The 19,349-nt window shown below is 54.6% G+C and carries 17 protein-coding genes; 8 read left to right on the forward strand and 9 right to left on the reverse strand.

Going from position 1 to position 19,349, the window contains the following annotated elements:
- The first annotated feature begins 97 nt into the window (after window positions 1-97).
- A complete protein-coding gene (locus AC2FJB_RS17205; protein ID WP_496720550.1) occupies window positions 98-1,786 on the forward strand; it encodes a glycosyltransferase family 2 protein in 1,689 nt (562 codons plus the stop codon).
- A gap of 71 nt (window positions 1,787-1,857) precedes the next feature.
- Complete coding sequence (locus AC2FJB_RS17210) at window positions 1,858-2,931, forward strand: tetratricopeptide repeat protein (RefSeq protein ID WP_496720552.1); 1,074 nt, start codon at window positions 1,858-1,860, stop codon at window positions 2,929-2,931.
- 431 nt (window positions 2,932-3,362) lie between these two features.
- Here the strand turns inward: AC2FJB_RS17210 and AC2FJB_RS17215 are convergent, their stop codons facing one another.
- The 5 genes from AC2FJB_RS17215 to AC2FJB_RS17235 all read right to left on the reverse strand — a co-directional run bounded on the left by AC2FJB_RS17215 (window position 3,363) and on the right by AC2FJB_RS17235 (window position 9,679).
- Complete coding sequence (locus tag AC2FJB_RS17215; protein WP_496720554.1) at window positions 3,363-4,763, reverse strand: TRAP transporter large permease; 1,401 nt, start codon at window positions 4,761-4,763, stop codon at window positions 3,363-3,365.
- Between the two features lie 11 nt (window positions 4,764-4,774).
- Window positions 4,775-5,407: a TRAP transporter small permease subunit gene (locus AC2FJB_RS17220; RefSeq protein ID WP_496720556.1), complete on the reverse strand. Its 633-nt coding sequence runs from the start codon at window positions 5,405-5,407 to the stop codon at window positions 4,775-4,777.
- A 68-nt stretch (window positions 5,408-5,475) separates the two neighbouring features.
- Entirely contained in the window at window positions 5,476-6,486 is a 1,011-nt protein-coding gene (gene dctP / locus AC2FJB_RS17225) for a TRAP transporter substrate-binding protein DctP (RefSeq protein WP_117869969.1), read from the reverse strand.
- A gap of 125 nt (window positions 6,487-6,611) precedes the next feature.
- On the reverse strand, window positions 6,612-7,952 hold the full coding sequence (locus AC2FJB_RS17230) for a sigma-54-dependent transcriptional regulator (RefSeq protein ID WP_496720558.1): 1,341 nt from the start codon (window positions 7,950-7,952) through the stop codon (window positions 6,612-6,614).
- Window positions 7,949-9,679: a sensor histidine kinase gene (locus AC2FJB_RS17235; RefSeq protein WP_496720560.1), complete on the reverse strand. Its 1,731-nt coding sequence runs from the start codon at window positions 9,677-9,679 to the stop codon at window positions 7,949-7,951. The genes AC2FJB_RS17230 and AC2FJB_RS17235 overlap by 4 nt, the downstream gene beginning before the upstream one ends.
- A gap of 427 nt (window positions 9,680-10,106) precedes the next feature.
- Between AC2FJB_RS17235 and AC2FJB_RS17240 the strand changes: the two genes are divergently transcribed.
- Complete coding sequence (locus tag AC2FJB_RS17240; protein ID WP_496720562.1) at window positions 10,107-10,973, forward strand: DMT family transporter; 867 nt, start codon at window positions 10,107-10,109, stop codon at window positions 10,971-10,973.
- A gap of 652 nt (window positions 10,974-11,625) precedes the next feature.
- Here AC2FJB_RS17240 and AC2FJB_RS17245 read toward each other — a convergent pair.
- The 3 genes from AC2FJB_RS17245 to AC2FJB_RS17255 all read right to left on the reverse strand — a co-directional run bounded on the left by AC2FJB_RS17245 (window position 11,626) and on the right by AC2FJB_RS17255 (window position 12,931).
- On the reverse strand, window positions 11,626-12,012 hold the full coding sequence (locus tag AC2FJB_RS17245; protein ID WP_496720564.1) for a YybH family protein: 387 nt from the start codon (window positions 12,010-12,012) through the stop codon (window positions 11,626-11,628).
- Window positions 12,013-12,037: 25 nt separating this feature from the next.
- Entirely contained in the window at window positions 12,038-12,472 is a 435-nt protein-coding gene (locus tag AC2FJB_RS17250) for a hypothetical protein (RefSeq protein ID WP_496720566.1), read from the reverse strand.
- Between the two features lie 72 nt (window positions 12,473-12,544).
- On the reverse strand, window positions 12,545-12,931 hold the full coding sequence (locus AC2FJB_RS17255) for a YybH family protein (protein ID WP_496720568.1): 387 nt from the start codon (window positions 12,929-12,931) through the stop codon (window positions 12,545-12,547).
- 147 nt (window positions 12,932-13,078) lie between these two features.
- Here AC2FJB_RS17255 and AC2FJB_RS17260 point away from each other — a divergent pair, with 147 nt between their 5' ends.
- Window positions 13,079-13,981: a LysR family transcriptional regulator gene (locus AC2FJB_RS17260; RefSeq protein WP_496720570.1), complete on the forward strand. Its 903-nt coding sequence runs from the start codon at window positions 13,079-13,081 to the stop codon at window positions 13,979-13,981.
- A 25-nt stretch (window positions 13,982-14,006) separates the two neighbouring features.
- Here AC2FJB_RS17260 and AC2FJB_RS17265 read toward each other — a convergent pair whose 3' ends face one another.
- On the reverse strand, window positions 14,007-14,921 hold the full coding sequence (locus AC2FJB_RS17265) for a LysR family transcriptional regulator (protein ID WP_496720572.1): 915 nt from the start codon (window positions 14,919-14,921) through the stop codon (window positions 14,007-14,009).
- A 108-nt stretch (window positions 14,922-15,029) separates the two neighbouring features.
- Between AC2FJB_RS17265 and AC2FJB_RS17270 the strand changes: the two genes are divergently transcribed.
- The 4 genes from AC2FJB_RS17270 to AC2FJB_RS17285 all read left to right on the forward strand — a co-directional run bounded on the left by AC2FJB_RS17270 (window position 15,030) and on the right by AC2FJB_RS17285 (window position 19,038).
- Window positions 15,030-15,665: a glutathione S-transferase family protein gene (locus AC2FJB_RS17270; protein ID WP_496720574.1), complete on the forward strand. Its 636-nt coding sequence runs from the start codon at window positions 15,030-15,032 to the stop codon at window positions 15,663-15,665.
- A 1-nt stretch (window position 15,666) separates the two neighbouring features.
- Window positions 15,667-16,089 carry a nuclear transport factor 2 family protein gene (locus tag AC2FJB_RS17275; RefSeq protein ID WP_496720576.1) on the forward strand — a complete coding sequence of 141 codons (423 nt, stop codon included), beginning with the start codon at window positions 15,667-15,669 and terminating at the stop codon, window positions 16,087-16,089.
- Window positions 16,090-16,284: 195 nt separating this feature from the next.
- Window positions 16,285-18,255, forward strand: coding sequence for a pyridoxamine 5'-phosphate oxidase family protein (locus AC2FJB_RS17280; RefSeq protein ID WP_496720578.1), 1,971 nt, complete (start codon window positions 16,285-16,287; stop codon window positions 18,253-18,255).
- 387 nt (window positions 18,256-18,642) lie between these two features.
- Window positions 18,643-19,038, forward strand: coding sequence for a nuclear transport factor 2 family protein (locus AC2FJB_RS17285; protein ID WP_496720580.1), 396 nt, complete (start codon window positions 18,643-18,645; stop codon window positions 19,036-19,038).
- Window positions 19,039-19,349 lie beyond the last annotated feature (311 nt).

Genomic DNA, 19,349 nt, shown 5'->3' on the forward strand with positions numbered 1-19,349 from the left:
TTGGCGGTTACGATGAGCCAGAAACCCTCTCTTATCAAATCAACCTAAACTGTCCCATTGGTGCTGACGTCAGACAGCCACAACACAACTTTGGATCGTGAACACTGATTTTGTCGCACAGGTATTTCCAAACCGGGACTATGTGTTTTCGGCCCATTCGGGGCGGCACGCCATTGCGATCCGGATCTTCCTGATCTCGTTCTTTGTTGCTTTTGCTGCATTCAGCTCCGGCGATTTCCGTGGGCGTTCGATGTTCGGCCTCGATCTGGTACTGACCTTCCTGGCAGGCTGCGCTGTTTTCGATCTGGCAAACGCCTTGGCAGAAAACCTCCTCGGATCATCATTCTCCCTGCATTTCAGTGCCATTGCCTCTGGGCTGTTCGGCTTCGCGGTCTATTCGTTCAAATTGCTAGAGCGCGGCTTCATGCCTGCCCGCATCCGGGTCGAGCATATCCCGGTTAGTCAGATGCGTGCCTTATTGCGCCTAGGCGTCACAATTGGCATCGCGGCAGTAGTCGCGATGTGGGTTGGTGGTATGGATCTACATGCGGTCGAAGTGATGCGCAGTCTGACGCTGTTGGGAGGCATTGGTCCGGGTGTGTTCCTGTTCCTGCCGGTGCTTTTTGGACAGCTTTACCTGCTTGCGATCTACGATGTGGTGACTGCCAAGACGCCCAAGTTCAATCCACCCGTCTCGGTCATCGTGCCCGCTCACAATGAATCCTACATCATCAAAGATACAATCAACGCAATGGACCGCGCCGCCCACCACTATGGTGGTGAAGTTAACATCCTAATTATGAACAACAATTCCACCGACGACACGGAAGAGATCGCGCGCGAAACACTCTTGTCTTGCAAGGCTGCCAAAGGACGCGTGATCAATGTACCAAAGCCCGGCAAGTCAAACGCTCTCAACGCAGGTCTTGATGCGTGCGAAACCGAGTTTCTTGTGCGTGTCGATGCCGACACGCTTGTGGGCGAAGACAACTTTTCGCGAGCTATGCCATACTTCACTGATCCCGCCGTAGGTGTTGTAGGCGGCGTGCCTGTACCACCAGGTGGAGCCCTTTTTGACCGGGCTCGCCTGTTGGAAGTTCTCGTGAAACACGGCTTCTACTCAGTTGCCATGGGGGCAGTGAATGGAGTTGTGGGTATACCGGGCATGTTCGTTGTCTACCGCACGCATCATCCACGCTACCTGGGCGGTTTTGTCGAAGGGATGAATGGCGAAGACACCGATATTTCGCTGCGTATTGGCGAGCTGGGCTTCCACTCGGTTGTCGATCCCAAGATCCGCTATATTTCCGAGGTGCCGTCATCCTACAGTCATATGCGCGAGCAACGCATGCGTTGGTTTCGCTCAATCTACCACATCTCGTCGCGCTGTCGGGACCTGATCTATGGACCAAATGTGACGTTGAGGGGCAAGGTGATCCTGCCCTACATGCTGGTAAACTCAGCACGTCGAGCGATGCTTGTGCCCCTGATAATCTTTGGTGTCTTGGAGTGGGGCGTCGCGTTCAACGAAAACACTCCTATTGTTTGGCAGTCGATCATCGCTGTGACCACAGGCGCGCCCGCAATCGTCGCTGTGGTTGCTTCGCTGCTCAATGGCGTGCCACGCGGCATCCTTGCGCTACCAGAATACCTGATCTTTCGGGTCTTGCGGGCCTATTTCACTCTCGAATCTATGCTCAGCATTCTGATCGACATCCGTGCCGAAAACCTTGAGCTCGCAATTCGACGCGACATCGTTCCCGACAAGCCCATACGCGTAGCATGATGACGACATTTCATTCACTGCCACAAAAGATTGGCCGACACAAACTATGGGATTAAGTAGAGGAGCGTAAAATGAGACAAATAGCTTTAGCTGCTACCTTAGCTTTGACTTTGGCAAATGTGGGCGCTGCTCAGGAACAACGCTTACAATTCAAGGCCATTATCAAGCAGGAGCAGGCCGATCCAGTCGCGGCACATGCCGCAATGACGTCTTTGGCAGAAAGTGGGTACGTTCCAGCAATCGATCGGGTCGGATACTATTTCCGAAATGGGATCGGCTCGCAAAAAGACCTAAAAGCAGCGCGTCAATGGTATGCGAGCGCCGTCGATGCTGGTCATCCTTGGTCCACTGCATCTCTGGCACGAGTTGAAATGGAGATGGGACGGGGTGACGTCGCATTGGAGCTCCTCCGGGCTGGCGCCCGCGACAACCAACCCGGCGCAGAACGGCTTTTGGCAACGGCACACATTGATCGAAAGTTGGGCGCCGCTTCGGACGTCAAAAAAGGACGAGCGATCTTGGAGCGTATGGCGGAGAGCGGTGATCAAAATGCGGCTCGCGATTTAATGGTGCGCATAAACTGGAAACGTTTAAGAGGACCGGCGCCCGATACAGCTGTAGAGCAAGTTGTGCGTGCAGGCCTTGGGGGTGACGCAAGGTACGCCGCAGTTGCACTGGTCTATCTGTCTTCGCAGCCTGATAGAAGCCAAGAGGCTATTCAAACACGTACAATGCTCGCGGAAGTTCCAGGCATTTCTGATCGGGTGTTGTCGCCAGAGCTGATTAAGCTTGCCGCGGAAATAAATCCCACTCAATTCTGGTCGGAAGTCGAGGAAATTCTTGAAGACACTCAACCAGAAAACTACGCCAAGGCGGCAAACACGGCCTTTTGGATCAGCAAGAATGCGTGGGTTCGCGTGTTACAGAAAGAACTTCACGCATTCGGGTATTATCAAGGTCGGATCGATGGGATGATGACCACACGTACAATCAAGGCTCAAAACCGTTTTTGCAGGGATCGCGAGCTTTGGTCAATTTGCGCATCAGGTCCACTGCGCGGAGCAACCGTACGGACCATGGCAGGTGCAATTGCAAAGGAAAAGCATAGCGGCAAAATTGACAATCTTGCGCATCCGGATTCGTGAAGTGAGGCGGAGCAAATGGAAGGTTTTAAACATTCAGGTACGGACTTTTGCGATCCGACTGAAGAGTTCCGAGCGCGCACCTCGTTTTGGCCTCGGAGAAACACAACTACATGGTGTTTCACTTCGTCGCTACAAGCTATCAACGTCGCTGAAGCGGATTTATGTGAAGCGATCTCTGGTTGAGTGATGGCCGTTCAGTGGAACAAGTACGAAAGGCTGCCTCGCGGACGGAGCCGGCATTGGCAATTCCACCTTGGCTGACGCTGCATCGATTTGCAATTGCAGCGAGTCTTTTACCGCGACGCAAACCAGGCTTAGTAAGCTGTCATTGGTCCAGTTCGTATTCGGAACGCCAACTGCTAGCATGGCCATTTTCGGATGCAAGAAAGCTCAAACCTATCCATCGCCGTTGGACCCATCGGAAAACCACTTCAAACCTGTCCGGGAAGCCACAGAACGATAGCAGGGAAAGCAACAAGCATCGCAATGGTCGCAGCATCCGCCAGAAAGAAAGGTGTTACACCTTTAAAAACATCCTGAACGCTTAGGTCATCACGCACGCCAGCCACTACAAAGCAATTCAGCCCGATAGGTGGAGTGATCAGACAGAACTCGGCCATTTTTACGACCAGAATACCGAACCAAATGGCACACATCGGTCCAGACATACCGAAGGTACTGTCAGCTGCGCTTACGGCCTCGCCACCATTCAGCGCCATAACCGCGGGATAAACTACCGGCAACGTCAGAAGCAGCATACCTATCGCATCCATGAACATGCCCAGAACGGCATAAGCCAGAAGGATGCAGATCAGGATCAGCATTGGCGACATCTCGAGCGAGGTGATCCAGTCGGAGAACGCGATGGGCAGCTCTGCAAAACCCAAGAACCGAACGTAAACCAACACGCCCCAGATGATGGTAAAGATCATGACGCTCAGCTTGGCCGTCTCCAGCAACGCGTCTTTAAGTTCGGACCAGCGCATGCCCTGATATAGCGCCATCAGAAAGACAACGAAGGCACCGATTGCGCCACCCTCAGTTGGCGTGCCCCAAGCATCGCCTCCGAATGGGTTGTAGACAAAGAAGATGATGGTAACGACGACAAACAAGATAGGCAGCGCGGGCGGAAGAGACATGAAACGCTCTTTCCATGTAAAGCCTGAGACTGCGGGACCAAAGTCTTTGATCACGACGGCCATGCCAATGATCAGCAAACCATAGATCAAAGCTGAGAACATGCCCGGAATGAAACCGGCTAACAGCAGTTTGCCCACGTCCTGTTCCACAATGATCGCGTAGATGACCAGAATGGCCGAGGGAGGGATGAGCGAGGCCAGCGTACCGCCTGCCGCCACGACACCCGCAGCAAAGCGTTTGTCATAGCCGATCTTCAGCATCTCGGGGATGGCGATGCGAGCGAAAACGGCGGATGTGGCAACCGAGGCTCCGGACACTGCAGCGAACCCGGCGGTCGCGAAGACAGTCGAAACCGCCAACCCACCCGGGACCCATGCCAACCAACGCTTCGCGGCTTCGAACAGTGCTTTGGTCAGGCCCGCGTAGTAGGCAAGGTAGCCAATCAGGATGAAGGTCGGGATAAGGCTCAACGCCTGGCTTGAAATCTTAGAGTGCGGCACTTGCCCCGCTGTTTTGACGGCCACAGTCACAGCCTTTCCGAAACGCGCCGGGTCGTACCCAAACTTGGCCCAGAAGATCCAGATCAGACCAACCATGCCAGCTGTCGCGGCGGCAAAGGCCACGCGCATCCCCAACACCACAAGAACAAGCATACCGCCCGAGACGATCAGACCAATATCAATGGGTTCCATCAGATTTAACCTCAGTTGTCGTGGCCCGAGACGTGCTCGGCTTCCATTGCAGCTTGAGTGGCTGCATCGGCTATTAGCGGGACGGCAATAGGTGCCTGATCCGGGTGCCTGATCGCGCGACCGTAGGCCCAGATCTGTAGAGCAAGCCTCAGGCAAAGCACGCTAAAGGCGACGGGGGCCAACAGCTTTGCGGGCCACAGCGGGATACCTATGTCGATGGAGCTGTCGCGGCTCCAGAGTGGAGCACCAAAGTCAAAGCTGCGTGCGAAATGCGCCCAGCTCCCCCAGATCAGCAAGACGATCAGCGCCAAAATGACAGTGGTTGTGACGAACTCAACGATATAGAGCGTCCGGCCTCTAAGCGCTCCAACAACCATGTCCATTCGGATATGACCGCCATCACGCTGCGCATAGGAAATCCCCATGAAGGCGATCAACGGCATGGCCTGCTCGATCCAGTCAACGTAACCGGGAAGTGGCGCATTGGCGAAATTCCGACCACCAACGGAGACTACGGCCATGACCATCAGCGAGAAAACTGCGAGGCCGCTGATCAGGGCCAGAAAGCTTTCCAGTTTGTAGAGATGTTGATCGAGAATGCTGAGACGGCTTTCGTCGGACAGCACCAGGGATGACCCGGCCATCGTTTTACTCCGCTGTCAGGAAATAAAGAACCCGACGCCAATCAAGCCGACGCCGGGTTGTGAGTGGATTAGCTGCCGTTTGCGATCTTCCCAGTCACAAGGTCATAGAGTTCTTGTGCTGGAAGGCCACGCTGGGTGTTTTCTGCAATCCAGGCCTCGGCCGCGGGGGCGGCAGCGGCTTCTCTGAACGCTGCAATTTCTTCGTCGCTGAAAGTGACCCGTTCGATGCCGCGTTGATCCAACTCAGGGCCCCACGCTTCCATCGTTTTGGTCTGGTAGTGGCTCACGTAGTGATCCAATGCCTCATCCACCGATCCCAGCAGAGCTTCGCGGTGTTCGTCAGATAGATCTTCCAGTGCCAGCGTGTTCACCACGACAGGGCAGTTGACGGTGCCGGGATTGAGGTTCGTCGTCCACCACGTGCCATTTTCAATGGTGCCAAAGGACATATGCGCGTGTGGCGCAAAGCTGACCGCTTTGACGATGCCGCTGTCCATTGCCTGACGCACTTCGGATGCAGACATCGAGGTCGGAACTGCTCCAACCGTCTCCATCGCTTTACCGATGCCGCCAGTCGCCCGAACGCTCAGACCTTCGAAATCGGTTAGGGATTTGGGTGCTTCACCAACGCCAACAAGGTTGTACTGCGGCAGCGGCGACGGCATCAGGAGCGTAGCATCCCAGCGGGCCAGATCCTCGACAACGGCCGGGTGTTGGTAGACAGCCATCGACAGGTCAACCTCTTGGTCCAGCGATGTCACACCCAGAAACGGCAGTTCCAGAACCGTGATCGAGGGGTTCTTGTCGCGATGATAGCCCGCGCAGAACTGGGCCATTTCAAACGCACCGATCGAAATCCCATCAAGATTTTCTTTGTTCTTCGACAGACCGCCATAGCTGATGTTGAGTGTGAATTCGCCGCCCGTCTTTTCGTTCACCAATTCGGCAAGCTTCTCGACGTGTTCGGTAAAGGCGCGACGTTTGCCCCACAGGGAAACGTTCCATTCGACAGCCAGTGCTTCGGATGCAACGGTCAGCGACAGGGCAGCAATGGCCGCCCGGTTAAGATGTTTGCGCATAATGGCTCCTCCCAGATCACGCAATGTGTTTGGGCAGAGTATTCAGGATGCGCAGCAGCCTGCCTATGAAGGAAAATGCGCGTGAAGTTTTGGAGTCCCTGCGGATATCCGCAGAGTGATTTCTCCTACAACAGCGCCTCTTTATCGAGACCGAGTTTGACGATCTTTTCGTTGAGTGTCCGGCGGCCAATCCCAAGCGCTTCGGCGGCGGCATCCATACGGCCTTTATGCGCCTTTATGGCTTTGCCGATGAGCTCGCGTTCAAAAGCGGCAACCGCTTCGCGCAGCGTATCCGGCACTTCGTCGAAGTTCTGATCGCTTTGGATAGCCTGCACCACCGACCCTCCTCCGCGTCGGGCCGCCAAAATGCGCCGTTCGCAGACATGGCGCAATTCACGTACATTCCCGGGCCAGTCATGTGCTAGCAGAGCAGCCAAATCGTCCTGATCGAGTTCTGGCGAGTCTATCTCATAAACTTGCGCGTATTCGTTGAAGAAATGCGTTGCCAACAGAACAAGATCATCCCGTCTTTGACGCAAAGGAGGTAAAGACAGGACAACGGTATTCAATCGAAACAAAAGGTCCTGACGCAGGCGACCTTCCTCGGCTGCCTGTACAACATCTTCGTTGGTTGCTGACACGACCCTGAAGCTTACTGGCACTGGCGACACAGCCCCCACCGGCAGCACCTGCTGATCTTCGATGACCCTTAACAGCTTGGCCTGCGCTGCAGGCGGGCATGAGCAGATTTCATCCAGAAACAAGGTCCCGCCCGATGCCGCCACAAGCCTTCCGTCGGATTCACCTGCGACGCCGAACATTTCCGCTTCAAACGTATCGGCCGACAACGCGGCGCAATTCAGCGCTAAAAACGGTGCCTCCGGCGAGCGGCCCAAATCATGTAAAGCATGAGCAACCAGCTCTTTCCCGGTGCCCGTATCCCCCTGCAACAAAACCGCGACCGAGGTATCAGCAAGATCAAGTACATCTTGTCGCAAGTCTGTGATGGCGTCTGTTTGTCCCAGCAGGATGCGGTCAAGGCCTGACAGTTTGAACAGCCGGTCTTTGAGGCGGGCATTGATTCTTCGCATTCGGTTTTGTTCAGCCGCGTGCCTCAGCACCGTAAGCAATCGCCGTGGCTCATATGGCTTTTCGATGAACCCATACGCCCCGTCCTGTATAGCCTGAACCGCCATCGGAATGTCACCATGTGCCGAAATCAATACCACCGGAGGTGCCACTTGCCTGTCCAGGGTGGCCAGCAATTCAAGTCCCGACATGCCGGGCATACGCACATCAGACAAAATGACATCGGGCGAGGCGTTGGCCAGATGTTCCGTCACCTGGGTCGCACGTGGCAAGGCGCTGACAGTCCAGTCGGCGGCTTCGAGCAACTCGACAAGAGATTGTCGCAGAGATTTGTCATCATCAACGACCAGAACTTTAAATGGTTGCCGCTGGGTCATTCGTTCGTTTCTTCAGTAATAGAGGCCAGCGGGAAGGTGACCCGAAAAACTGTTCCGCCGCCATCACGATTTCGGGCCGTCATCGTGCCATCGTGATCTTTGACAATGCTGGTGGAAATGGCCAGTCCCAAGCCCATGCCTCGCCCGCTCTCTTTTGTGGTTACAAATGGCTCTTGCAACTCAGCCAGCGTTGCCTCGCCCAACCCGTGACCGTTGTCCTGAATTTCCAACACTGCCTCATCATCAGATGCCATGATAGCGATTTGGATTTCAGGCGCATCCGCTTCATCCGTTGCATCTATGGCATTGCGCAAAAGATTGGTGATGACCTGTTCGATCCGCAGGGCACTGCCCCGGATAAAGACCGGATCGGTCGGCGCATCAACTGACATTTTCACTTTGCCCTGCTCGATGTTTGGCGCAACCAGAGCCAAAGCGGCATTGACCGAAGTGCATAAGTCTACGTCGTCAAACGCCTCACTCTCTGAGCGCGCGAAGAACCGCAATTGGCGCGTGATCCCTTCCATCCTGTCGACTAGACTTCCAATTTTTTGCGGCAGCTTGGACTCACCGGAAGATGAGATCTCTTCTGCCACCAGGTGATTGCGCATCGCAGCGATGGGCTGGCCCAGTTCATGCGTGACCGACGCGGATAATTGCCCCAGAGCCGCCAATCGGCTTGCGCGCTCCAACTCGCCTTGGGTGCGTTTGAGGCTCCGCTCGGCTGTCTTGCGGTCGTCGATTTCGATTGCAAGCCTTTCATTCGCCTCCCGCAGCTTTGCTTCTTCCTCTTCCGACCGCTCCAAGGCCGCGCTTACGCGCCTTGCGCGTTGTATCTGGAAAAAGATAAATGCGAGCCCCGCCAAAAGGACAAAGACTGCAGTTACAAGCCAACTACGTGCTACGGCCTGATCGTCACTTGCAAAATAGTGAAGCGACCAGCCATGGGGTAAATCCGTAGCTGCAAGGTGCAGGCGCTTCGTACCAGCAATTCTGGCCTGATCTCCCGGCAACTCAACCCAATCCAACACATCTAAGTCTTGCCCCGGAAACTGCCTGGCATCTCGAATCCGTTCTTGCTGAGTTTCTGACAATGGCGTCAACGCGCGGTATTGCCAATCCGAGTTCGAAGAAAGCAAAACGACGCCGTCTTCATTAGCCAAAAGAACCTGCTCGCCCGAGTTTTTCCAGCTTTCTTGAAGGTTGGAAAAATCAATCTTAATAGCAACGACGCCAGCTGGTTTTCCTGCTTCGCCACGCACCGCATTGGCAATGAAATAACCCGGCAATCCTGTTGTTGTCCCGATCGCGTAAAACCGCCCCTGGTCGCCGGAGAGAGCCATTTGGAAATATGGGCGGAACGCGTAATTCTGTCCTACAAAACTTCCGGCCTCACGGTAGTTGGAAGCCGATATCGTTATACCATTCCGGTCCATCAGATAAATCGCGTCCAGGCCCGCTTGCGCTGCAAAATCCTCGAATCTCTGATTGAGAATTCCGGTACTGTCACCTTGCGCAGTTCCGATTACGAATGGGTCTTGCGCCATTACGTATGTGAGGTGCGAAAAGCGCTCCAGCTCAGCGGTGACCGAACTTTGATAAAGAGAAAGCCGTCCCTGTGCTTTCGAAAGCTCTTCCGAAAGGAAATACCTGTAAGATGACAGGTAAAGGCCGGTGCTGGCGACAACTGCAGTAACCAGGATCGCAATATGTGACGATGACCGCATTAAGCACCCTTTGATCCCATAAGATAGGATCATAGTAGCTTGGGATAGTCTATCCCACACGCTGGGCGTGAGCGTAAGACACTGCTGCCTTGTGATTGAACGGCCAGTTTTCAGCCGCGTTACGGAGTTTGATTTTCTGCGCCAGCAACATCTGTCGCACTTTGCGCGCGCAGCATGAAACTAATATGACTGAAATGGGCTCACTGTCGGCATTCTCTGCGGTGGGCGTCGATTGGCGGTAAGAGCCCTTACCTGCCTTTTCCAAGCTACTTGACCTCTGCGGGTGCATGCGTCCTGTAAGCGGGCAAAGTTGCCGTACATTTGTCTTGACGAGATCACCCGCAATATAGCGTGTTAGTTGTCAGCAATGAACTAACTAGCCTCAGCCAAGCGGAACGCCATACCCTATGCCCTTGCGGTCGTTGGTGTGCTTTTTGCATCCATCTGTTTTGGCCTTGTACCTTACTTTAGCCGTGGGCTCACCGATCAGGGCCTCGCTCCCTATGCGGTTGCCTTTTATCGGTACATCTTGGCAGCGGTTGTCCTTTTGCCCGCACTTGTAATGCATCGCTCGAAGTGGCGGGAAATCGTCTGGGGCATGGTTGCAGGCGCAGTGATGGGTCTTGGCTGGGTCGGCTATGTTACCGCTCTTGAGACTGTTCCTGCATCGACGGTTGGTGTTCTCTACATGACCTATCCGGTGTTTACGATTGCTATCGCATGGGCGCTTTTTGGTGATCGACCAACACGGCGTAGCCTTATTGCGGCTGGATTGATCGTTGTTGCTGCGATATTCGCAGGTTCTCCGGCATCTGTGCCTCCAGACCAAATTCCAATCCTGCTCGTCTCATTAGCGGCACCTTTCGGTTTTGGCTTCGGCATATGTGTTCTCGTGCACCGCCTGTCACGTATTGCGCCTTTAGCCAGAATGGCGTCAGTCTCGCTTGGGTCAGTCATTGGCCTTGCCCCTCTCATTCTTTCATCCGAGGTCGGCGAAATCCGACCAGAAAGTGGGGACGACTGGTTTCTAGTTGTCGGATTTGGCCTTGTGACGGCGCTTATTCCACAACTGATTTACACGATCTGCTCGCCTATTATTGGGGCAGCGCGCACTGCTGTAGTTGGAAGTATTGAACTACCCACGATGTTTGGTGTTGGCGTTCTTGCATTCGGTGAAGTAATCACGGGTGCACAGGCACTGGCCTGCGCGCTGGTTTTGGGTGCGATAGCTCTCACTCAAAGTCGGTCAATTCAAACTGTGACGACCGTGATCAGCAAGGAGCCTGAGAGGTAGCTTTGGTCTCGTTGCCGACTTTCTCTACGGCGAGTTTGGACACGCAGATTGAGCCCTTTGCAGACCACCGCTAGCACGACTGATTTTGCCAGCGCAGCACGTCGAGAACCGCAGAAACCGGACATTGTATTTCCTAGGCGGGATTGGTGGTCAGCAGGACATTGCTGCCGTTTGCTTCCGCGAATATTGCTGACGCAGCATTTGCTCGCACTTGCAGCACGGTCATCTTTGCACTGCAGCCGCGGTCACTAGAGCGGCCATTGTAAACTGGTCTAAGCCGTCAAATCCAAACTGCTCTTTGGCTCTTTCGCTGTTTGGTTGAGCAGTTTTCGAGACGCGGATCTAGGCGACGTGGAAACTTTGAACTTCGCTGACGCCGCATCATTTCGCGGTCGCAGCTTTGCTACTATTGCCTCGCAAAGTGAGTTAGCAATGCTTTTGTTTGATGATATCGATTTGCGCCGATTTGAATTCGCTCTTTCGCCTTCTCGAACACATGTCAAAGGAGCGCCGGTCTATCCGGCGCGAAATCCCACATGTAATGCGCGGGCGTCACGTCGACCTTTGCCCGAATCCCGATCTGTTTTGCAATCCCACCCAGCGATCATGAGAGCGTCCGGTAGCCGTGGGACGCCCTCAAATGCTCGTGCGATCAAGCAAGGCTTGGAGGACCGTTAGGGCAGTCGATCAGATACCCCCAACCGCCGTTTTTCAGCTTTTTGGCGACTTCGGTGGATTGGCCTTCGGCCATCACATTACCGTCCGGGGCAATAACGCGCCAGTTTGCGCGCAGCAGAGCGACATCGCCATTAATGACCTCGCTGAACACCTCGCTCTTGATTTGAGGGCGGATGTCCAAGAATCCTTCAAAGGCTTTGCGAGCCCCTTCCAACCCTGTCAGGGGCGGCTGGTCGGGTGGAAAGAAGATCCGGCAATCTGGATGGAACATTGAGGTGATGCCATCCAGATCACCTTCTTGCAAATAGGCGCTGACGCAATCAGCGATTTCACCGGGGTGATGGGCGATACGTTGTGTCATGTCGTTGCTTTCAGATTAGAGGTGATCAGAAATCGAATGGGCCTGCCGCGCGTAGAGCATCGGGAAGCCATGTTTCCTGAATGTGCAGCCAAGTCACCGGGTCGGTCATTTTCATTAAGACGCTGGACACACGCGCGTTTTTCTTTTCGACTGACAACGCGGCACCTATCTGCCACTCGGTATATGTTACCATCACCAGATCACCGATTTCATGCCGGATGGTGACGTCGCGGATTTTGATGCGGAAGTCCTTGTTCGAGCCATACCCGCGGTCGAACCCGCCCTTGAGCATGTCGCCTGTCATGATGTGTCCTTCGGGCGGGATGAAGACGACATTTTCATCCAAGCGTGACAAGAACCGTGGCTCCAGTTGGTCGCGCTCTACGGTTCCGTTGAACCACTCGGTAAAGAAGTCGTGCAAATCGACGATTTCCTTTGTGACAATCTGAAGTGTTTTCATCTCGAACTCCTGGGGTCTTGGTTTTTCCTGAAAGAGGTCCGGTCGCGCCAGATCAGGCGCGGCGGCGACGGCCTAGGCCGGGCCGTTGTTGTCGATGTCGAGGAACATCTTCCACGCTCCGTTTTCGTCGCGCTTGTACCCAAGCACCAAGCGGCCCTCAGGCTTCTTGACCTCGCCTGTGTCGCGCATCTTCATCGTGCCGTAGAAACGGCCGGACACGATGGCTGTGTCACCGTAGACCTGCAGATCTTCGATGTCATAACCAGAGATGATTTCTGCGGCGGCAATACGTGGGTTGTATTTGTCGCGGATCGCTTGCGTGCCGATTGTTACGGGGTTGCGTTCGTTCACCGTCATCACATCAGGATGGCATGAAGCCACCATCCGTTCGATGTCACCACTGTCGAGGCCATTGTTCCATTCGTCGATGGCGGCTTGGATTTCTTCACGTTCGGTCATTGTCTTGCTCCTTGGGTTGTTGATTGAAGAACCGGCTATCGACCTGATCTTCGTTGCCACATTTTTGCGTCTTGCTGAGTATGTATGGCGCTGCTAACGTAAGGATAACCCCACTTCATCCTGACAGCGCGATCGGAAAAGCGAACAATGGCCCGTAGTAGCTTTGGTGACATTCGTGTATTTGTCGAAGTCGCGCGCCGTGGTGGTTTCCGCGCGGCGGCCGAGCATCTTCAGCAAGCTCCGGCGTCGGTTAGTGAGGCAATCCAACGTTTTGAAGACCGTCTGGGCGTGCGGCTGTTTGAACGTTCATCACGGTCCGTCGTGCTGACACCGGTAGGCGAACAGTTCTATGTAAAAAGCCTGCCCGCCATACTTGATCTGGAAGGCGCGCTGGATGACATCCACGCGCAGAAAGATGAGGTCGCAGGCACCTTGAGGCTTTCGGCCCCTTACAGCGCTGGCCCCTTCTTTCTGGATGATCTGGTCGCGCGTTTCGCGGCTACATTTCCAACGGTCGATGTCGAAGTGATCTATGATGATCAGAAGGTCGATCTTCTGACGTCAGGCGTCGATGCCGCCATCCGTTCAAGCACGCTACTCGGGCCAGATACTCATGCTGTTTCTGTTGGGCCAGAGCTGGAGATGACAATCGTCGCTTTGGCTGAGTACCTTGCGCAGAAGGGGACACCCGACCATCCGCGGGATATCCTAAATCACGATGCAATCTGCTATGCTTTTGGCTCAGGTGATAATCTGGCCGCGTGGGGGTTCAACGGGCCAGAGGGTATTTACACGATACAGCCAAAACCGCATATGGTGGCAAACGATATGCGGTCGCTTCTTGCCTATGCAAAGCAAGGGCTTGGTCTTGCATATCTTTACAGAGAAATAGCTGTGCCTCATTTGGAAGAGGGTGGTCTGACCGAAGTTCTTAGCGGCCAAGTGGGACAGCTTCCGCGCTATTCTTTGAATTACCGCAGTAAGCGTAATATGACACGACGGCTCAGAGCGTTTGTCGATATGGCAAAAGCGTCTGGCAAGGCGGCGTAGCGCAGGGTTGGGGCGATTTTCCGGGTCAGCCTGGCAGTGTCGCGACGCTGTCAGAACACAAGGCCGCGTCGCCTGAGAGATGATCAATAAGCGCGCGCACCCGCGTTGTAAGGCGCCTGTTCTGCGGGAAGAGCGCGGCAACAGTATATGGCGAGACCCGGTGCTCAGCGAAAAGTTCAACCAAGTCACCGGACCTGAAGGCGTCCGCCACCGTGTAGGCGGGGCAACGTGCTATTGCAGCCCCTGTTGCGGCGAGCCGGGCTGCGGCTGCGGGCGCGTTCATGCGAAAGCGTCCGCTGACTGAGACAGCCTCTTCCTGGCCATTGATATTGAACCTCCAGACGGTGGGCTCGGTCATGTTCCCGTCGAGAATACACTCATGGGTGGCCAGCGCGCGCGGGTGGTTTGGCGTTCCGGCTTGCTCCAGATAGGCAGTTGATGCGCAGACCACCAAGGGCATGCGGCCCAGTTGCCGTACCTTGAGTGAGCTGTCTCGCATGGGGCCAATCCTGATGGCGAGGTCGAAGCCTTCTTCAATGATCGACACGCGGCGGTCAGAGAATTGCAGATTAAGTTCCACTTTGGGGTGTTTCGCCGCAAACTTTGCAAGCGACGGCGTTAGCCGCAATGCACCGAACCCGGTGGGGGCCGAAATGTGTATCGCACCACGTAGCGACGCCTGATCGTGTCTGACCCTTTCTTCCAACTCATCAAAGCCATCAAGAAGCGGTTCACACAGCGTTAGGTATGTCGCGCCGGCGTCTGTCAAAGAGACACTACGTGTGGTGCGATTGAGCAGCTGCACACCAAGCGCGTTTTCCAAGTCAGCGACGTATTTGCTGACCAAACGCGCTGATCGCCCCATGCGTTGCGCGGCAATAGTGAAAGAGGCGTTCTTGGCGACAAGCGCAAACGCCCGCATTCGGTCAATTTTGTCCATCTTATTGCGCCTTCTCAGGGCTTAAACATACGCCAATTTAGACAATTATCGCTGGAATGTGCAACTGGTAGGGCTAGCGCATACCTTGAAACATAACTGGAGACACTGATGTCAAACGCCGTTCGCATTCACCACTTCGCAAAGTCAGGTCACGCCCATCGTGCCTTGGTTTTTGCGAAGCTTGCCGGGATCGCTCATGAAGAAGTTCCCGTGGATTTGGCAAGTGGTGCGCACAAATCACCGGAGTTTTTGGCCATGAACCCAAACGGGCAGGTGCCCGTTATGGAAGATGGCGATGTAATCGTATCGGATTCAAACGCAATTCTGGTCTATCTCGCGCGGACATATGCGCCTGACTGGATGCCAAGCACCCCGGTCGACGAAGCCAATGTTCAGCGCTGGCTGACCCTTGCGGCTGGTGAAATTGCATTCGGGTCTTGTGCCGCACGTCTGATCACCGTTTTTGACGCCCCGCTGGACCCAGTCTTTGCTGATTCCACAGCGACCAAGGCGATGCAAAAGCTGGAACATGGGCTGGAAGGTCGTGATTGGCTGGTTGGCGATCGTCCGACGATCGCTGATGTCGCGAATTATTCCTATACCGCCCATGCGCCTGAGGGGAATGTCTCGCTTGATCCTTACCCGAATGTCCGGGCATGGCTCGCCCGTTTCGAAGCCTTGCCAGGTTTCCAGGCCATGCCAGCGACGGCTGTCGGCCTTGTGGCTGAATTTGGGGGGCGCTGATATGACATCCGCAGCCCCGCGCCATCCGGTACCGCCGTTTGCGAAAGACTCCGCGATCGAAAAGGTGCGTCTTGCAGAAGACGGTTGGAACGGTCGAAACCCTGCGAAAGTCGCACTTGCGTACACACCCGACAGCAAATGGCGCAATCGGGCCGAGTTTCCCGAAGGCCGTGAGCAGATTGAAGAGTTTCTGACCCGCAAGTGGGCCAAGGAACTGGACTATCGGTTGATCAAGAAATTGTGGGCATACGGCGGCAATCGCATCGCCGTGCGATACGCCTATGAGTATCACGACGACAGCGGAAACTGGGTTCGGGCCTATGGTAATGAAAACTGGGAGTTCGACAAAGATGGGTTCATGGCGCATCGTTTTGCCAGCATCAACGAACACCCCATTCAAGAGGCAGACCGAAAGATTCATTGACCGCTTGGTCGCCGCCCTGATGATCATCCGGGTCTAAGCGATCTGGGGCTATAGCTCTGACGCCGTAGCACGAAAAGTCGCTAACGCCTTCCAGACCCACAGACCCACAGATCCACAGATCCACAGATCCAATGGAAGGCGTCAGCGGAAGCATTGCAATACAACTGATTGTCAAACGGATGAACGGAGCACGGGATGGTTCGGATACATAAATCTCACAAGGGTGAGCTGTTGCTTCAAAAGCGGCGCAAGACACCAAAAGAGCTGATCGACTCCATTCCTCGGTACATCGACAGTGACATGCCGCAGCAGCACGCGGATTTCTTTGCGGGCCTGTCTTACTTGCCGCTGGCGACGCTGGATCGCGACGGGCGACCGTGGGTCAGCCTGCTGGTCACACAGTCAGAGAGCGATCCGTTGATCGGCATCAAGATTTCGGGCCACAATGCGATGGACGTCTTCGCCGAAAGCAACGCTTTCGATCCCTTTGCCCGCTCTTTGAAGCAGGACCCAATGTCTGGGCGGCAACAACGGCTCTTTGCTGGAGTAGGGGTCGACTTCCGCAACCGTCGACGGAACAAAATCGCAGGGGGAATTCGCTCTGCATCTGTTGAAGAGACTGGAAAAATCAGCCTGCAACTGGAGTCTGATCAACACCTTGGGAACTGCCCCAAGTACATCACCGTGCGGGCATTGGCGCATGAACAGCGCGCCGCTGAACTGGTGCATGATTCCTTTGACAGCCACACAACTGCTTTGCCGGATGCGGCCAAGGCGGTCGTGGATCAGGCCAGCACGGTCTTTCTGGCGACAAAGCACAGTGGAGATGAAACCGCTACTGGCACGAAGACGGATATGGGGGTAAATCATCGTGGCGGTGCACCGGGTTTTACCCGCATTTACGAAGAAACCGATGGCGACGATATCACTACCTATCTGGTTTTGCCCGACTATTCCGGCAATCGCTTCTATCAGTCCTTGGGCAACATTGAGACTGACCCAGAGGTCGGCCTTGTCTTTCCAGACTTCACCACGGGTCATGTCCTTTATGTCACGGGTAAGGCCAAAAACCTGATGGATGATGAAGCGCCAGCGCTCATGCCGCGGGTCAGCCTGCTTACGCGCATCAAAGTTACAGGGGCGGTTTTTGTGAAAGACGGCCTGAACCTCAGGCTCATGTCGGAAGAGCATTTCTCGCCCTATAATCCGCCGGTAAAGCCCTTGCGTCAGGAACTGGAACAGATGGGGCATGCACTCGTTGCGCACGAGACTGCAACCCCAATCACTGCCACTCTTGTTTCGACGAAACCGCTTTCTGAAAGTATCACAACTTTCAACTTCGATCTGTCACAGCCGATCAACTCACCTTTGCCGGGTGGGTTTGGTGTTTTCGATTTCTCTGGGCTTCTGGACACGGGGTACAGCCACATGAACGAAGCCAACCCTCAGCTTGTCAACGAGGACTTCGTGCGCACCTGGACGCTTTCGAATGCGCCCAGCTTTGCGGCAGAAAGAAATGCGTTTGCCGCGACCCATCAGGTCAGCGTCACTGTCAAACGTAAACCGGGCGGCTTGATGTCGAATGTTCTACATAACAATGCCCAAAAACTGATCAAGGATAGACTGCCGATTGAATTCAGAGGGTCTGGCGCGGGGTTCACCTGCTTTTCGCAAGGCGCCAAAGACACGCCTCCACATATCCCATCAAAGGTTCTGTGGATCGCAGGCGGTGTCGGCATTACCCCATTTATGGCGATGTGGGACGGCATCCTCCAGCTGGCGAACGCTCACCCGCAAACATCGACCGACATCGTCCTCCTGTTTTCTGGTCGTGGTGATGACATCAAAGTGCTGGAGCATTTTGCCGGGCAAATTGGTCCTGTCCCAGCCAGTGTGAAACTTCGCATAGTGGCGTTTCAAAGCGTCGGAGATGACCCATTGGTCGCAAAATCTGCAAGGGATGATCTGCGTCTAGCATTTTCTGAGGATGCGCTGCAGACCGAAGAACGGCGCGCGCAGATTGAAGATATCCAATCCATCTCCGCACTCGACACACGAGAAGTCTATATGTGCGGACCCGATGCGTTAATGACGTGGAGCGAAGCAGCGCTCACTAAACTAGGCGTCGAAGAAGGGAGACGTCATCGCGAGTCCTTCGTCTTCTGATTACAAAATTCACAAAGCCAATGACCGTTTTACCCGCAGTTAGTGAATTCTGAACCAGATTTTTGCTGCAGTATGCACGAATGGCTGATTTATCCACCGCGCGGCAGCACTAAATTTTACACTGACGCAGCAGTTCCAGCGCTGCATGCGCGCGCAGCGAGAAAACCGAATTCACAGGTGGGGCTCAAACCAGACCTCGGAGGCGGCGCAGCATGTGAATTGAGGGATACCAGGAGCGGTATCGTGGACGGCCCGGATCGGATGAAGTGGTTGGCTCCTGCACCTTCGACATCGAACGTGCCATAGTGCAGCTTTCATGCGGTGGCTTGTTCACCTTCAAGGTCCCAATTAGAATTTTCGGAACGAATAATCACTGAGGGCGTAGCCATGACGCCTGATATCCAAACAGCCCGAAAATTGGCGCAAGATCATTGTGATGCCTGGACGAACAAGGCTCCGGATCAAGTCGCCAGTCGGTATTCGGAAAATACAACGATGATTATGAATGGTGGCGAACCGATGAACAGTCGCTCGCAGATCGGTGAAATGGCGGCTGGTTTCATGACTGAATTCCCCGACCTAGTGCTTAACCTCGATACTGTTCTCGTAGCCGATCATCACATGGTTTACGCATGGACGTTCGAAGGCCAGCACAAAGATACAGGAAACAAAGTTCGCTTTTCGGGTTGGGAAGAGTGGGACCTCGATGAAAATCTAAACGTGACCAAGTCGCTGGGGTGGTATGACGGCGCAGATTACGATCGTCAGGTTTCAGGGACGTAACCGCTCAAATCGCAAACACACTAACGGTTGATTTTGGGGTCAATGGTGGCCTCTGGTCAGCGCAGCCTTTCCCGTCGCGATACGAAGTCACTTGTGGGTGACGGCCCAAAACTGCCGTTGACAGAGAGACATCTTTGCTGCGATGCGGTCCGTCAGATGAGACATTCGCCGCGGGCGCAAAACCGAGATCGAGTCGAACTCACGATTTGCGGACCAAGCGCAATTTCGCTGCAAGAGGCTTCAAAGTCTGGTGAAGACGTATCAAGACCGCCGTGCCCAGCACCTGGGGTGGAAACCGGTCATTCGCTGCA

Source organism: Ruegeria sp. CDSC085 (assembly GCF_059610465.1).

Coding starts and splice junctions, on each gene's coding strand:
- AC2FJB_RS17285 (WP_496720580.1), top strand. CDS start 18,643: ATGACGCCTGATATCCAAACAGCCCGAAAATTGGCGCAAGATCATTGT.
- AC2FJB_RS17260 (WP_496720570.1), top strand. CDS start 13,079: ATGGCCCGTAGTAGCTTTGGTGACATTCGTGTATTTGTCGAAGTCGCG.
- AC2FJB_RS17215 (WP_496720554.1), bottom strand. CDS start 4,763: ATGGAACCCATTGATATTGGTCTGATCGTCTCGGGCGGTATGCTTGTT.
- AC2FJB_RS17245 (WP_496720564.1), bottom strand. CDS start 12,012: ATGACACAACGTATCGCCCATCACCCCGGTGAAATCGCTGATTGCGTC.
- AC2FJB_RS17250 (WP_496720566.1), bottom strand. CDS start 12,472: ATGAAAACACTTCAGATTGTCACAAAGGAAATCGTCGATTTGCACGAC.
- AC2FJB_RS17235 (WP_496720560.1), bottom strand. CDS start 9,679: ATGCGGTCATCGTCACATATTGCGATCCTGGTTACTGCAGTTGTCGCC.
- AC2FJB_RS17280 (WP_496720578.1), top strand. CDS start 16,285: ATGGTTCGGATACATAAATCTCACAAGGGTGAGCTGTTGCTTCAAAAG.
- AC2FJB_RS17210 (WP_496720552.1), top strand. CDS start 1,858: ATGAGACAAATAGCTTTAGCTGCTACCTTAGCTTTGACTTTGGCAAAT.
- AC2FJB_RS17270 (WP_496720574.1), top strand. CDS start 15,030: ATGTCAAACGCCGTTCGCATTCACCACTTCGCAAAGTCAGGTCACGCC.
- AC2FJB_RS17220 (WP_496720556.1), bottom strand. CDS start 5,407: ATGGCCGGGTCATCCCTGGTGCTGTCCGACGAAAGCCGTCTCAGCATT.
- AC2FJB_RS17255 (WP_496720568.1), bottom strand. CDS start 12,931: ATGACCGAACGTGAAGAAATCCAAGCCGCCATCGACGAATGGAACAAT.
- AC2FJB_RS17275 (WP_496720576.1), top strand. CDS start 15,667: ATGACATCCGCAGCCCCGCGCCATCCGGTACCGCCGTTTGCGAAAGAC.
- dctP (WP_117869969.1), bottom strand. CDS start 6,486: ATGCGCAAACATCTTAACCGGGCGGCCATTGCTGCCCTGTCGCTGACC.
- AC2FJB_RS17265 (WP_496720572.1), bottom strand. CDS start 14,921: ATGGACAAAATTGACCGAATGCGGGCGTTTGCGCTTGTCGCCAAGAAC.
- AC2FJB_RS17230 (WP_496720558.1), bottom strand. CDS start 7,952: ATGACCCAGCGGCAACCATTTAAAGTTCTGGTCGTTGATGATGACAAA.